Source organism: Methanobacterium spitsbergense (assembly GCF_019931065.1).
Classification (GTDB): Archaea; Methanobacteriota; Methanobacteria; order Methanobacteriales; family Methanobacteriaceae; genus Methanobacterium_B; species Methanobacterium_B spitsbergense.
This window is the reverse complement of record NZ_JAIOUQ010000002.1, coordinates 44828-60373: the sequence shown is the minus strand read 5'-3', so window position 1 is coordinate 60373 and position 15546 is coordinate 44828. Positions and strand designations below refer to the sequence as shown.

The following is a 15546-nucleotide window of genomic DNA, read 5'->3' as shown; positions in this document are numbered from 1 at the left end:
TTAATTTAAGGCCTATGATTTTTGTGAGTATTATAGATTTAAAAAATCGAATTGAAAACAAAAGGTTAAATTTGTATTTAAGTTGTGGTCTTGGTTGGTTGGTGTGTTTTCAAAGTAATTGTAATATCTGCTGAATTCTTTAAAGCTACACTGAACCCTGGTTCTGCTCCAATAATAATAGTTTTTTTACCGTGTTCTTTGGCAATGTTTATTAATGGGAAAAAGTCAACGTCACGGGTCATTAGGGCAATTATGTCAATGTTAGGGTTGTAAATAAGTTCATATGCATCTATAGCCATCTGGACATCCGTCTCTCCGGCAACAATCATGGGTGAGAATCCTTGGTTTACGACAGCTTCTATAAGCTTTTCTGAAGCGTACTGGTTAAGGAAAACTTTACCTATCTTTACATTTCCATGTTCTGCTAGTAAATCTTTTACTGTATCTAAATTGTAGCCAAATTCCTTCCGAAGCATATTTGGACCATCTACAAGTAAGCCGATATTTTTCCCGGGGGAATTTTCCCTTATAAGGGGAATATAATTTTTAACTGATGTTAATTTATCTAAACGATGCATTTTATCTCCAAATGGGCCAAAAAGATAATTTTAGCTTTTTATTGTATATTAGCATTTTAGTTGTGTAATAATAATTGATTTTGATATGTTTTTTGATAGTTTAATTTTTATTCTAAATCAATCATGATTGTATCACCATCTAACATTAGATCATATGTTTTTAGATTTCTTGGGGACTTTAATACTTTGCTTAATGATAGTTTGATTCCGGACCAGTCTGTCCATCGTATTACGTGTCCATCTGTGATGTCGAATTGACTGTGATGTCTTGGACATGTAACTACGTTTCCGTCTAATTTGCCATTGGATAAATTTCCTCCCATATGTGGGCAACGATTATCAGATGCGTAGTAGTTATCTCCTACTTGGGCAATCATATATTCGTGACCGTTTATTTTTTTCATTTTCATTTCACCATCATTTAACTCATCCTTTTTGAAAATTTCGTAAAAACTCATATTTTTCTACCTCTTATTACTTCAAAGATTCAAATTTTCTGAAATTAGTTCTAATTCTATTTAAATTACAAAATAGGGATATTTAGGTAAGTTTATCGTTAAATTCTTAAATTTTATAGATATTATCCTAGTTTATTATATTATGTCAAAGGGTTTATCATTTATGGTAAACATAACGTTATAAGGTGATACAAGATGGCAATGGAAGAAAATATGGATACGATGCATGAAGGAGATTTCGATAAAAAATGGATGGGACTCTGGGAAGAACATGTTGCCTGGACCAGACTAACTATCATAAGTTTAGTGGACATCAAAGACGCAACAGAGACTATTGCCACTGAAAATCGGTTGTTAAGAAACACCAAAGACATGGCAGAAGTGTGTAGAATGTTTTATGGTGAACAAGCTGCAACCAAATTCGATGAATTAATGACCGAACACCTTACAACAGCTGCAGAACTTGTGCAAGCAGCAGTCGCAGAGGATAATACAAAAGAGGATGATGCTGAAAAAAGATGGTACAAAAATGCAGATGAAATTGCAGCCACTTTAAACAGGCTAAATCCCAACTGGGAAGAAAAAGAAATGAAAAATATGTTATACGACCATCTAAGACTAACCAAAGAAGAAACAATGGCCAGAATAACCAAAGACTATACAAAAGACATATCCACATATGATGAAATAGAAAAACAAGCAAGAATGATGGCCGATGGATTTTCCCACGGAATAATCATGCAATTCCCTGAAAAATTCGAAATGAAGAAAAAACATTTCTGGCAACGAATATAAACATAATTACTATTCTTAAAATCTTTTTTTTAAATTTTTATTTCTTTCTAGTTTACTATTTTAACAAAACTGAATAATAATGTTCGATATCTATAAAAGTGTCATTTTCATTCTATAAAAAAAAGTATTAGAGATTAAATTAAGAATTTATAATCTGCCCCTACCTCTGCCCCTACCTATGCCTCTACCTCCTATTAAAACTCCTATTACTCCACCTATGGCACCTATAACTGCAAGAATAATTATATTAGATAACCCCGCTGCAACACCAAATCCAATTAAAGCAAGTATAAATAGTACTATTGCTGCAACTATACCAACAAGTGCCCCATGTATAGCTCCATTTACGTAGTCTCCGCCTATCATATAACCAACATATATAGTAGCTATTAAGAATCCAATGAATGCTCCCGATGCTGATATTAACCCAAGGACAAAACCAAGAATTATTGCAATTACAACACCAATTATTACAGTATTCCATCTTACATAAACCATCTTTACACTCCCCAATTTATTATGATAAGAAGATAATATATTAATAAAATTTTTAATAAATATTCATAATCTTATAATTTTTATCTTTTATTTTTACCTTCGGCTTCTTTAGCTTTCCCCTTCATTCTTCCTTTCATCTCTTTAGCTTTTCCTTTTATTTCTCCTTCCATCTCTTTAGCTTTTCCTTTCATTTCACCTTTCATTTCTTTAGCTTTTCCTTTAATTTCACCTGTTTTTTCACTCATAAAAATCCCTCCATAATAATGTTTTACATTCCTAATTCATAATAGTATATTTTCTATTTTGATGATGTGTTGTTGTCTAGGTTTTGATACCAACCTTTACCAGTGCCTCCCATGAGTTTTGGAAGTATAAAACTTCGCATAACTGTTTTAAACATGACCTTGAACATGTGACGATGGTTCATGAGATATTTAGGTCTTGCATAAAATTTTAAATATGCTATAGCCAGTTTTCTTTCAACCATCTTCTTATTTAAACCCATTTCATCATACTTCAAAACTGGTTTAAGTACAGTGTATTCATCCCAGTCATCATTGTCTATTAAATCTTTTTCTTTGAGTTCATTGTAGATAGGTGTTCCAGGGAATGGTGTAAGTATAGAATATTGTGAGTAGTCTGAATCAAGTTTTGTTGAGAAATCTATGGTCTTATTCATATCGTCTTCGGTTTCTCCAGGATATCCTAATATAAATGAGGTTAAAACTTCTAGATCCACATTTTTAGCACTTTTAACTGCATCTTCCGCTTGTTTTAATGTTATACCCTTTTTCATTAGGTCCAATATACGTTGTGACCCTGATTCTACACCGTAGTAAATAGTTTTTAATCCTGCACTTTTCATGTTTTGAAGTAAATTTTGGTCTACACTGTCAACCCGAGATGATGCAACGAAGCTTAAATCTAGATCTCTGGCTTTGATTTCATTTGCTATATCGTTAGCTCTTCTTTTATTAAGCATGAATGTGTCATCCATGAATCCTATATCATTTATTTGGTATTTGTTTATTAATTCTTCAATTTCGTCCACTACGTTGTCTGGACTGCGTGATCGGAACTTTTTGCCCATGATTAGTGATGATGAGCAGTAGTTGCAGTTGTACACACAACCTCTGCTGGTTATTATTCCCCCATTCTGTTCTTTAGAAGCACCATATGAATCAAAGGGTACAAGATGTCTTGCAGGGAAAGGCAATGCGTCAAGATCATTTATCAAAGGACGTTTTTGTGTAGTTTTAAAATTTCCATTCTTTAAATCCCTGTAAACAATTCCTTTAACCTCATCGAGATCATGGATATTTTCGGTGGAATGGTTGGCTAAATCTACCATTGTTTCTTCTCCTTCACCGATAACAACTACATCTAGATTTTCTGAACTTTTTAAGGTTTCAGATGGCATGAAAGTAGTATGTGGTCCGCCTATTACAGTTAATGTATTAGGTAGGATGTTTTTGACTAGTTCCACATATTTCAACGCGCTTTTTATTGTAGATGTGGTTGCTGTAACACCTACTATTTGTGGATTGAGCTTTTCTGCAAGTTCAGAAACCTTTTCGTATCCCATCTGAAGAAGATCATCATCTACAATTTTGACTGAGTAAGATTCTTTCTCAAGTGATGATGCCAGGTACATAAGATTTGTGGGTGGGGTAATGAAACCAAGAGCATTCTTCAATGCATTCTCATCGTATGGATTTATAAGCAGTACATCAATATTTTTATTCATTTTTTATACCTTTTTTAGTCATCAATCAAGAGCCTATCTGAAATTTATTAAACTTTTTTTCATTATATCTACAATTTTCTTTATGTTTATGGCATAAAAACAAGGGATAACTCTCGTTATCCCTAAAAAATCCCTAAAAATCTTAGTACAACCCTAATATCCTTAATAAGATCACTACTACTATTATGAATACAATGAGGCCTATCCAACTACTCTGTCCTTTATTATCCATTATATCACTCCTATAAATTTCATCTTTTTAACTTATTTCATAAATTAGTTATTATCTTAATCTCTCCTATCTCTATCATCCCTTCGATCTCCGTCCCTTCGGCCGCCATAGTTTCTGCGATTTCTGCGGTTTAATAATAATATTAGAGCGCCGATTAAACCACCTATTGCGCCTGCGACTATTACAAGAATTAATTCTGGTGCTGAGTTTAATGGGACAAAGGTTGATAACTGTGAAGAGAATGCAGCTATCTGACCTTTGAATAAACTTAGTATCCATAAGATTATTGCACCTGCAACTCCCATAAGTGCTCCATTAATCACACCATCAATAATATCACCATATGAGATGTATCCAACTATTATACCTGCGATTAGAAAACCAAATATTGCAACTGGCAATCCCAGAACTGATCCAACACCCAAAATTGATAAAACAACAGTAATTATAATTGCCAAAATAAAACCTTCAACTATAGCGCCAACACTTACCATTCTATCCCCTTCAAAATTTTTTATTAATAATAAAAAAAATAATATATTAAATTTTCAGAACTGAAATTATATGGATTATTCGTTCTTGAAAATTTTGCCTTTAATTAGAACACTGTCACCTATTGCTTCAATTTTTTCATAGGGTACTATTTTTTTATCGCCTAGGCCAATTTTTGCTGATATTCCTGCTTCTTTTAAATATATAGATGTTACGGTGTTGGTTTCAAAATCCCATTCTACATCGTTTACTATACCAATTTGGTCTCCAGATTCGTCAATAACATCCTTACCAATCAATTCATCAGATATTTTCATACTTTTCCACTCTCCAAATTCACTTATCTAAGATAATCCAATTATTTCTCTATAATTGATTTAAGTCAGTATTTATCAGTTTAGAATATTCCTAATAATTTTAAAAGGATAATTAACACAATTATAACTACTATAATATATAACAGACTGGGTCTGCCTCCATTCATATTTTCACCTCTACGGTTGGTACATTAATCACAATCTAATAACTAAAACAAATTTAAATTCAATTTCATTTAATTGAAATGTATTTCACGGTATAACATTCTATGTCAATCGTTATTATTATAGATTTCTATATTTTCAGCAAATTATTGCTTTGTTTCGATGTTATCGATTAAAAAGTCCCAAGTGAAATTGTTTTCAATAGTTTAGTTAAAAGAAGTATTAAACGGTTGTTTAAATTAGTTTCAAGTAATTTTACAGAGTAATTGGTGACCTAATTTATAATTATTTAATATTCGGCCACTATTGTAAAAATCATCATTTAGTAGTTTCTGTTTTAGGATTGAAGTAAAAAAATATTAATTAGATACACCAATTATAATATATAAAGTATCGGAGGTGGAAAAAAAATGGCAAACCCTATATTGGCCCTGATTATATCTTTCTTTTTGCCGGGTATTGGTACGGTGTACGCTGGAAATATAATGAAGGGAATAATAATTTTCATAGTTGCAGTGATATTAGGAGCTTTAGCAACAATCTTTTTATTGGGAATCATTGCGTATATACTCTACGTCATTGTTTGGCTTTACGGTATGTACGATGCTTACACAACTGCTAGTGCTACATAAGTTAAATATTTCTTTTTTTCTTTTTATTTATGAATCCTGAATTTTTTTTTATATGGGAATGAGATTTTCTTATTAAAAAAAATTAGTATTTAATTGGCGGGATTTAAATCGTTCCATGCGATTTTCAGTGTGTTGATGATTAAATTTATAATTATTTAGAATATTATTAAAACTATTGACTTCAATATAGTATTTTGCAATCATACTTACTTTCTCAATGAATCTGTATCGGTTGCTAAGATCATGACCCATACTTATAATTTTACTTATAAATAATGTGTTTACTCATTTACGCCTTTACTCATTTATACACTTACTCACTTACTATGTTATTTACACAGAGCTGCTGTTAATTTAAGATAACTCAAGAAATATAAGAGGAATTAATATTTATTTCAAATTTTTTAACCTTTTGGTATTGTAAAGAATTTGATAGAATTATAAATAATTTAAAAAATATAAATTAAATCTATATTATCTTCCGTTTATTGCATAAACTTTTAAACCAGCTATTGTCCCATTAGTTACTTCCTTATATTTGGATAAAAGATTAATATTAGCTGTTGAATTATCCCAAAGAAGATAATAATCTATTTTATACTTTATGAAGTTATTTTCTAATTCGCTATCGCTGCTAATTTTCCAATTAATCAAATTTGTACCATAATACGGGCTATTTAGAAAGTATGCTACACCTTCTGATGTGTAATATTGACTATTTTCCCCATTTGATGCTAGATTACCATGTATGTTATACTGATTACTCAAAATATTACTCAGATTATAAATATACATTCCCTCATTAATCTCTTGAGTTATAGAGGTTACTGGTAACAAAATGAAAGAGGATATAAATAATATTATTAAAACTATTTTTCCAATATCTGTGAGTGATGTTTTCTTAAATAATTTATTAATCAAATAACCTCCCATCAAAATCAGCAAAATGTTTACAAGAATTAGATACCTAAATTCTACAAAAACAAGAATGTATCCTCCAATAAATAGCAATATCGTTGTTAAAGGATATAAATAATCAGTATCCGAGATGAGTTTCCGCGGTGGTTGAATACAAACAACAATATACGCTATAAGAATCAATATTGCAAAGATAGAAAAAGTTTGGATAATTCCTATAGTTTTGATGATATTGTTGCCTATTATCGTTAGTTGAAATATAAAATTTTTTACTGAGTGGAAAGGACTCCATTTTATGAGTTTATCATAGGATGGATCTTCCCAAGTGGTAATGGCTTTATCATTAGTTGGTTTCATAAATCCATTCCACATAGGAATCCCTTGAGAATCTGGCCCTACTAATTCGTAGTTATATTGTCCAGCAGTTCCTGTTGTTATCTTTCCATATTTGTCACTTATAATAGCACTCCAAGCTCCAGCTATGATAAAAAAAACTACAATCCCAATAGCAAAGTTTTTTAATATTTTTCTCCTTTTTACTCTTGAAATATCATTTACATAGTGAAACATATTAAATAATACAAAATGAACAATAAAAAAGGGTAAAGCATATTCTTTAGTCAAATAAGCCATTGCACCTAAAATTCCACACACAAACCCGTTAAATAATTTATCAGAGTAATTTGGGTCAAATATAAAATATAAGTAGTAAACTAAGAAACATAATAATAACAAATCCATAGGAAAAAAAGATGGTATTAATGAAAAATACAACACTACAAAAATCATTAAAAATAAGATTGATAACCTAATTTTCTCATCCATCTCAAATCGATAAGATAAAAATCTTATCCCAATTAAAGTAAAAAAACCTATAATCAAAGATAAAATTTTTGTTGAATATAAAGCAAAAAATTGTGATGATTTAAATAAGAGAAATGGTACTAACAACCATGAAAAAAGTGGGCCCCAATAACCATTAATTGCATTATGCAAATCTCCTTCAGCATATAACTGACCTATTGAGATTACACTAATTAAGTCTTGACCTGATATCGAATACTGGTAATATTTAAGCAAATAAACCCCTAATATCCAAAAAATGACTAGGAACATTAAAAAAATAATATTATGTTTTTTGGAACTCTTCTTCAAAATAGCCATGTAACTTTGCATAAATTAACTTATCTATTAATTCATAAAAAGCATTGTATTAATTCAAAATACATGTGATAAACAATTATATTTGGGGTGAGACTCTAAATAACCAACATGATGTTAGTGGTAATATTGCATCAAAATGGAAACTTGTTTGATGGGTATTATGATGAAACATTAGCACTTTCATATTTTTTAGGTTACAAGTTAATATGGATTCTCAAAACCTAACATGACCGATAATGATCTTAATGCAGAATTTAAGAAATATGGAATAGATTATAATTTTGTTTGGGGAAATTCGAGCAATGGGGTATTATTAGCTAGATTTCCACAAGTGAACAATGGTAATATAGCAAATTTAAGGATTTATAAAGTAAAAGGTGGATTATAAAATATTAATTTAATTCTCTTAATTATTATATAATTAATTTTTTTAATAATTAAATCAAAATATAATTAATTATAACTCAATAATTCATTAAAAAAGCTATGTAATAAGGTGGAAAATGAAGCTTGCAATTAAAAATATAAGTAAAAGGTTATTGAAAGATGAAACTAACAAAACTCATATCCAAATGTTTAGATACCTCTTTGTGGGAGGAGCTGCTTTCATAGTCGATTTTTTATCTTTATTTATATTAACTGATTTTTTTGGCATTTATTATCTGATTTCTGCAGGAATAGCATTCATTTTAGGATTAATAGCTAACTACTTCCTGAGTATAAGCTGGGTTTTTAACAAAAGGAAATTAAAAAATAGACACATTGAATTTGGAATTTTTGCACTTATTGGGATAGTAGGACTCGGATTAAACGAAATATTTATTTGGTTTTTTACACAGGATCTTCAAATATATTATTTAATATCCAAGATATTTGCTGCAGTTATAATATTATTCTGGAACTTTTTTGCAAGAAAATTCGTTTTATTCAGAGATTAAAAGTATTTTTTTAATGAGGAAGATTAATGCTTAATAAACAAGAAAATCAAAAAACAGCGATTATTATAGGTGCAGGTCCAGCAGGACTGACAGCAGCCTATGAACTACTCGATAAGACAGATATAAAACCAATTATTTACGAAAAAAGTAATGATATTGGAGGTATATCTAAGACTATTAATTACAAAGGTAACAGGATCGATATTGGAGGTCATAGATTTTTTTCTAAATCAGAAAGAGTTATTGATTGGTGGATGAATATTTTACCACTTCAAGGTGCTCCTGCAAAGGATGATCTTGCAGTTGGAAGGGAAATACCAATATCAAATGAATCTATTAAACATGATATAGGGTCTGTTAAAACAAAAACGTTCCCTGCACCAGATCCTGAGAAGATTGATGAAGTGATGCTTAATCGTAGCAGGTTGTCACGGATTTTTTTTCTTAGAAAATTCTTTAACTATCCTATATCCTTAAATTACAATACATTCGCTAATTTAGGAATTAAAAGAACTGTTAAAATAGGTTTAAGTTATATTAAAACATCATTTAGTCAGATAAAACCTGAAAAATCCCTTGAAGACTTTTTTATAAATAGATTCGGTGTTGAATTGTATCGTACATTTTTTAAGGATTATACAGAAAAGGTTTGGGGTGTTTCATGTATCCAAATTACAGCAGAATGGGGATCTCAACGGATAAAAGGCCTTTCTATAACAAATGCAATATTTCATGCTTTCAAAAAGCGATTCACACGTGATAGTTCTATATCTCAGAAGAATGTTGAGACAAGTTTAATAGGTCAATTCATGTATCCAAAACATGGTCCTGGCCAGTTGTGGGAGGAAGTTGCAAAGCTCATTATAGAAAATGGTGGAGAAATACATCATGGAAATAAGGTTGTAGGAATAGAAAGCAAAGAAAATGAGTTAGATGCGATTAAAGTTTTGGATGAGTTTACAGGTGAATTTAAGAGGATTGGGGGGGATTACTTCTTATCAACTATGCCAGTTAAAGATTTAATAAATTCTTTTGAAAAAAAGTTACCTTATGATGTTTCCGAAGTTGCACAAGGTTTAATGTACCGTGATTTCATAATAGCAGGCCTCCTTCTAAATGAATTGAAAATCAAAAATGAAACCAAAATGATTACGGTTAACGATTTAGTTCCTGACAACTGGATATATATTCAAGAAAGGGATGTGAAGATAGGTAGACTTCAAATATTCAATAATTGGAGCCCATATCTTGTAAAAGATGACTCTAAAGTATGGATAGGTCTTGAATATTTCTGCAACGAAGGGGACGAAATGTGGAACATGTCTAATGAAAATTTCACAGATTTTGCTATCAAAGAATTAGAAAAAATTGACATCATAAATGCAGATGAGGTAATTGATAGTGTAGTCATAAAAGTCCAAAAGACTTATCCTGCATACTTTGGAACCTATAAAAAGTTCGATATCATTAAAAATTTCACGAACCAGTTTGAAAACCTTTTTCTAATAGGAAGAAATGGAATGCACCGTTACAACAATATGGACCATTCCATGCTCACAGCAATGACCGCAGTAGAAAACATAAAAAATGATATAAAATCAAAAGAAAATATCTGGAACATAAATGCAGAAGAAGAATATCATGAAGAAAAATGAAAAATAGTGTAATCTTATCACAATAATCAAAACTGCAATCAAATACTACGCAGGCAACAACCTAACAGCTGCATACATATTCAAATTCAAAACAGGTTCCTAAAATACTTTTTTTTCTCTTTCTTGATTGCTAGCTTGCCGGATGAAATTTTCAAATAGCAAATGAAATTTCTGTATAAATTAACACCTCTGAAAATAACGTAACCTATGATTAAATGATGTACATACTATAGATTATACCAAATTAATTAATGTAAATATAATAAAACAGTATACCATTAAATAAAACCTATAGAACAAAGACTTAGTCTATAGCAACAATAATAGATATTATGTTAACCCACTATTTTATAATTAATTTCTTAATTAAGCGAGTGATAGATTAAGTGAACGTTTTCTCCATTGCAATTTTTAATTATTATAAAGATGCAGTAGTTTAATATGCAAAAAAAATATCATCTGTGCTTCCTTTCCAAATTAATAGCGAACAAAAAAGCGAAGTATTAAGAGATTAAAACAAAAGAAGGTAGATAATGACATATTACATCCATAATTTTGAATGGATTTCAATCATAAAAAAGAAAAATAGTTTAATTCTTAAATACTAGTCTATGAATAGCCAAAAAATATAAACTATTGACTTTGAAATAGTATTTTGCCTGTATACTAACTTAATATGTCCACAATAGAGTGGGTGATTCCTAAATTTTGATGGATTTAATGTTGATTGTTAGCAGATTTTGCATGATATGTTTACAATAACTTAAAAATAATAATACTTTTTCTCTAATTTCATCATCAATTTCATTGTATATCCATGCATTTTTAGATATGAGTATAACCATTTTCAATATTACAATTTAAAATAAAAAAATAGGAAAAAATAGGATTCTGATCTATATCCTAGTCTATCAATTAGGATTTGGTTGTCATATTTAAATTCAGAATTTTTTATGTTCTCAATGTTAAGAATAATATGTTTCAGATTCAAGTATTATATTAGGTGTTACTAATTTTAGAGGAGTATTAATATGGATGATATCGAAGAATTGAAACTATTAGAAAAAATATTGTTGCTTATTAAAGATTATAATGAAACGTATAAGCCGGAAATATATGATTCTAAAGTAGATTTAAAAGCTGTAAAACGAAGTTGGATTAAAAATGAAGATTATGGAACAATGGAATTAAGACATTGGGAGATAGGTTTAGAAGAGGTTCAAAATCAAATAAAAGAAATAGAGGAAAATCAGTAATCTTCCGATGATAAAACTGATTTATCATAGATTATTGCAAGAGTATAATAGGAATTTAACATTGACCCATCAAACACCTTCACTTATAATTATATATTTAAAAATTAATATAAATATTTAAATATGATTTATTGGTTTGGTATAGTGAAGTAGAATGTAGATCCTTTTCCAAGTTCGGATTCAGCCCATATTTGTCCACCGTGTTGAATTACTATTTTTTGTGCAATTGCAAGTCCTATTCCTGTTCCTTCATATTCACGATCTGAGTGGAGACGTTGGAATATAGTAAATATCCTTTCCAAGTGTTTTGGATCTATCCCAATTCCATTATCTTTTATAGAAAACAGATATTGTTTATCTTCTTTTTTAACAGATATTTCGATCTTTGGAGTTTCATCGCTTCGATATTTAATAGCATTTCCAATTAGATTCTGGAATAACTGAATCATGGACTGGTCATTTCCATATATAATAGGTAAAGGATCATGGGTTATAACTACATTATTTTCATCTATTGCAACCTTTAAATTAGTTAATGTTTCTTCTAATATTCCTTCAAGTTTAACAGAGCTAAATTCTCTTCTTTTGCTATTTACTTGGGAATAAATAAGTAAATCATTTATCAGATCATCAAGGCGTTTAGCTCCATCAACAGCAAACCCAATAAAATCATTGGCATCTTCATCCAATTTATCTGCATATCTACGCTCTAATAACTGTAAAAAACTTGATATCATCCGTAAAGGTTCACGTAAATCGTGTGATGTCACATAAGCGAATTGTTCAAGTTCAGCATTGGACCTTTCGACTTCTTCTAAACTTTTTTCAAGTTTTTCTAGGGTTTGGCTGTTCATAAGTGCTATGGCTGCAAGTTCACCAAATTCAGATGCGGTTTGAGCATCATCATCTGTAAAATCTGATTCTTTATTAGCAATTCCCATAATGCCCACAGCCTTACCATCAATTATCAGAGGTGCGAATAAGACCTTTTCCAATGGAGAGTGTCCTGGAGGCATGTATTTTATGTATTCACTATTAGAAAAGTCATTATCATACACTGCATCAGCTTTGCTGTAAGCTTCTCCTCGCAGTCCTCGAATGGGCATAGGGAGCTCTGGATCAACATTACAAGTTAAACCCCCAGAATCAAGGAATAAAACTTCGTTTTCAGAACCATCTTCACTCAAAAGAGCAACATATCCACTTTGGGCACCTATTAAATCTTTACAAGATTCAAATATTGCCTTGGCCGAGTCTTCTAATTCTTTGTATTTTAAGATAGATTTAGAACTCTCAAGTAATGCTGTTAATTTATTTTGTAATTTTTTAGATTCTTCAAGTGCATTAATAAACTTCTCTTCTTCATTCTTTTGTTTGGTTGTTATCTGAAAAAAAACCAATATTCCATTCTTCTTTTTAGGATAAACTCTAACATTATACCAGTTTTCATAGGGTTTTTCCGGGAAATAAGTTTCAAATTGAATCTCTTTTTTCTCTTTTAGAGCTTCCTGATATTTCTTTTGAAAAATAGAACCTTTAACTTCCGGAAAAACATCAAAAATGTATTTACCTAAAACTTCTTCTCGTTTACGTCCTAACATATCCTCAGCTGCCCTATTGAAATATTCAAAAACCAAGTTGTTATCGAGCAAAAAAAAGCGTCAGTGATGCTCTCAAGAATATCTTCAAATGAATCTTTAACCATTTAATCACCCTATTATTACATTCCAAGTCGCTCTTTATACTACAGAATCAATAAATGTGATCTTAAATTCAGTGCCACTACTTCTTTCAAGAATGATTTCACCATCTATTTGATCTGTTAAACTGTTTACCATTTGTAAACCGAGTGTATCTGTGTTTTGGTAATCTAAATCTTCTGGAAATCCTATTCCATTATCTTTTACAGTGAATTCGTAATACTCATCTATTGGATGGAAGTCAACATTGATTTTTCCAGTTTTACCTTCTGGAAAGGCATGTTTTAGACTGTTAGTGATGAGTTCATTCACTATCAGACCTAGGGGTACTGCAGTGTTGATATCTAGAAAAATATCTTCAACATTAATTTTTAGTTCAATAAGACTTGGATCGGCCACATAGGTATGGAAAAGTTCAGTGGCCAATGAAGTGATGTATTCACCAAAATCTATCCTTTTAAGATCAGTTGATTGGTATAATCGTTCGTGTATGAGTGCCATTGACCGTGCACGGTTCTGACTTTCCTTAAAAATATCCTTGGATGCTTTATCCTTTATATAACCTGACTGAAGGTTCAGGAGGCTGCTTATGATCATCAAATTATTCTTGACCCTGTGATGAATTTCCTTGAGGAGCATCTCCTTTTCTTCCAGAGACTTTTTAATTTCTTTTTCTGCATTCCTCAGATCAGTGATATCTCGAAGAACCTCGATAGCACCAACATAGTCCCCATTAATATTGTGGAAAGGCACTGCCTTGACCCAGAAAGTTCGAACATCCCCTTTTAAAGAGATTTCAGTTTCAGCAGTTAATACGTTATCCTTCTTTTCATAATTTCCGTATTTTTTTTGTATTTCATCTTCAGATAAATTTACCATATTAATTAACATTGGCCGGCGCTTTCCATAAACTGGTAAAGCGTATTCATAGTTGTCTTTTCCCAAAATTTCCTCAGGATTGACTTGAGTTATTTCTTTAATTGCCCTGTTCCAGGAAATGACCTTACTATTAACATCAATAACAAAAGTAGCATCAGGAAGAAACTCTATAATTTCAGCTAAACGCCGATCAGATTCTTTCAAAGCATCCTCTGCCATTTTTTGTTCAGTTATATCCTGATTCACACCTCTATGTCCGATTTTCCGGCCATTTTCATCAAATCTGAGTTTTATACGCACTATCAAATATCTTCTTTCTCCATCACCCCTTATAATCCAGTGTTGCATTGAACTTTCATAATTTGGATCATAAGATTCCACAGCCTTGGCAACTTCTACTTCCACTGCGGTTTGTTCTTCAGGAGGAACGAAACGGGTTGCATATTCCTCAGAAGACATCTGATTACCTCCCTCGTCGTCTACAGTGGTGCCATAAAGTGCGTAAAACTGATCATCGAAGGTGAACATGTCAGATGCCCCATCATATTCCCAGTAAACGAGTTTAGCAATGTCCATACCTATCTTTAGACGATTTTCCCTCCATCTGTACTTTTCTTCACTTTCTTGAAGGGCTTTTTCAGTCTTTTTACATTCTCTTATGTCTCTTGCAATCCCCAAGACTCGTTTTTGGCCTTTTATCTTTACTGGATAAGTTGCGATTTCGGTTGTGATATTTTTACCGTCTTTCCGGGTTAAAATGAATTCATCTGGTCCTGTGGGGAATCCTAAAGCATTTTTAGCTAGATTTTTTAAGGCTAGTGGAAGTTGATTTTTTGGTAGTATTGTTAAATCTGAAAAATTTTTTCCAATTAATTCTTCTTTTTTATAACCCACCATTTTTTCTGCGGCCTTATTACCATCGACAAGTTCTCCTTTAATGTTGCTTAAATAGTAAGCATCTGGTGCATATTCATATAATATTTTCATCCTTTCTTCAGAAGCCTTCAATTCATCTTCATTTAATATAGATTTAGCATATAATTCTTCCAATTCTGAAATTCTTTGCAACTTATTTTCTAGTTCATCTATAAGTTGTTCTTTAGTTTTATTCGAATATTCCAT

At 30.9% G+C, this 15546-nt stretch carries 15 protein-coding genes; 5 read left to right on the top strand and 10 right to left on the bottom strand.

The genetic code is table 11. The annotated features are described in order from the left end of the window. Window positions 1-77: 77 nt before the first annotated feature. Both K8N75_RS00925 and K8N75_RS00920 read right to left on the bottom strand, forming a co-directional pair. Window positions 78-578, bottom strand: coding sequence for a TIGR00288 family NYN domain-containing protein (locus tag K8N75_RS00925; RefSeq protein WP_223790299.1), 501 nt, complete (start codon window positions 576-578; stop codon window positions 78-80). 107 nt (window positions 579-685) lie between these two features. After that, the gene (locus K8N75_RS00920) at window positions 686-1036 is read right to left on the bottom strand and encodes a Rieske (2Fe-2S) protein (protein ID WP_223790298.1); all 351 of its coding nucleotides are present in this window, start codon (window positions 1034-1036) and stop codon (window positions 686-688) included. A 195-nt stretch (window positions 1037-1231) separates the two neighbouring features. On the opposite strand from K8N75_RS00920, the gene K8N75_RS00915 reads away from it, so the two are divergent. Next, complete coding sequence (locus K8N75_RS00915) at window positions 1232-1831, top strand: hypothetical protein (protein ID WP_223790297.1); 600 nt, start codon at window positions 1232-1234, stop codon at window positions 1829-1831. 147 nt (window positions 1832-1978) lie between these two features. Here K8N75_RS00915 and K8N75_RS00910 read toward each other — a convergent pair whose 3' ends face one another. The 5 genes from K8N75_RS00910 to K8N75_RS00890 all read right to left on the bottom strand — a co-directional run bounded on the left by K8N75_RS00910 (window position 1979) and on the right by K8N75_RS00890 (window position 5117). Further along, complete coding sequence (locus K8N75_RS00910) at window positions 1979-2329, bottom strand: DUF5518 domain-containing protein (protein WP_223790296.1); 351 nt, start codon at window positions 2327-2329, stop codon at window positions 1979-1981. Between the two features lie 80 nt (window positions 2330-2409). Beyond that, complete coding sequence (locus K8N75_RS00905; protein ID WP_223790295.1) at window positions 2410-2574, bottom strand: LEA domain-containing protein; 165 nt, start codon at window positions 2572-2574, stop codon at window positions 2410-2412. Window positions 2575-2627: 53 nt separating this feature from the next. Next, window positions 2628-4076 carry a B12-binding domain-containing radical SAM protein gene (locus K8N75_RS00900; RefSeq protein ID WP_223790294.1) on the bottom strand — a complete coding sequence of 483 codons (1449 nt, stop codon included), beginning with the start codon at window positions 4074-4076 and terminating at the stop codon, window positions 2628-2630. A 288-nt stretch (window positions 4077-4364) separates the two neighbouring features. Continuing rightward, window positions 4365-4802: a DUF5518 domain-containing protein gene (locus K8N75_RS00895; protein ID WP_223790293.1), complete on the bottom strand. Its 438-nt coding sequence runs from the start codon at window positions 4800-4802 to the stop codon at window positions 4365-4367. A gap of 75 nt (window positions 4803-4877) precedes the next feature. Further along, on the bottom strand, window positions 4878-5117 hold the full coding sequence (locus tag K8N75_RS00890; RefSeq protein ID WP_223790292.1) for a PRC-barrel domain-containing protein: 240 nt from the start codon (window positions 5115-5117) through the stop codon (window positions 4878-4880). Between the two features lie 575 nt (window positions 5118-5692). On the opposite strand from K8N75_RS00890, the gene K8N75_RS00885 reads away from it, so the two are divergent. Beyond that, the gene (locus tag K8N75_RS00885; protein ID WP_223790291.1) at window positions 5693-5914 is read left to right on the top strand and encodes a hypothetical protein; all 222 of its coding nucleotides are present in this window, start codon (window positions 5693-5695) and stop codon (window positions 5912-5914) included. 474 nt (window positions 5915-6388) lie between these two features. Here K8N75_RS00885 and K8N75_RS00880 read toward each other — a convergent pair whose 3' ends face one another. Further along, window positions 6389-7912: a hypothetical protein gene (locus K8N75_RS00880; protein WP_223790290.1), complete on the bottom strand. Its 1524-nt coding sequence runs from the start codon at window positions 7910-7912 to the stop codon at window positions 6389-6391. Between the two features lie 587 nt (window positions 7913-8499). Between K8N75_RS00880 and K8N75_RS00875 the strand changes: the two genes are divergently transcribed. The 3 genes from K8N75_RS00875 to K8N75_RS00865 all read left to right on the top strand — a co-directional run bounded on the left by K8N75_RS00875 (window position 8500) and on the right by K8N75_RS00865 (window position 11845). Next, complete coding sequence (locus K8N75_RS00875; protein ID WP_223790289.1) at window positions 8500-8934, top strand: GtrA family protein; 435 nt, start codon at window positions 8500-8502, stop codon at window positions 8932-8934. Window positions 8935-8960: 26 nt separating this feature from the next. Beyond that, window positions 8961-10589: an NAD(P)/FAD-dependent oxidoreductase gene (locus tag K8N75_RS00870; protein ID WP_223790288.1), complete on the top strand. Its 1629-nt coding sequence runs from the start codon at window positions 8961-8963 to the stop codon at window positions 10587-10589. Between the two features lie 1031 nt (window positions 10590-11620). Then, window positions 11621-11845: a hypothetical protein gene (locus tag K8N75_RS00865; RefSeq protein WP_223790287.1), complete on the top strand. Its 225-nt coding sequence runs from the start codon at window positions 11621-11623 to the stop codon at window positions 11843-11845. 128 nt (window positions 11846-11973) lie between these two features. Here the strand turns inward: K8N75_RS00865 and K8N75_RS00860 are convergent, their stop codons facing one another. Both K8N75_RS00860 and K8N75_RS00855 read right to left on the bottom strand, forming a co-directional pair. Beyond that, complete coding sequence (locus K8N75_RS00860) at window positions 11974-13497, bottom strand: ATP-binding protein (protein ID WP_223790286.1); 1524 nt, start codon at window positions 13495-13497, stop codon at window positions 11974-11976. 87 nt (window positions 13498-13584) lie between these two features. Beyond that, window positions 13585-15546, bottom strand: a complete 1962-nt coding sequence (locus tag K8N75_RS00855; protein ID WP_223790285.1) for a PAS domain S-box protein — start codon at window positions 15544-15546, stop codon at window positions 13585-13587.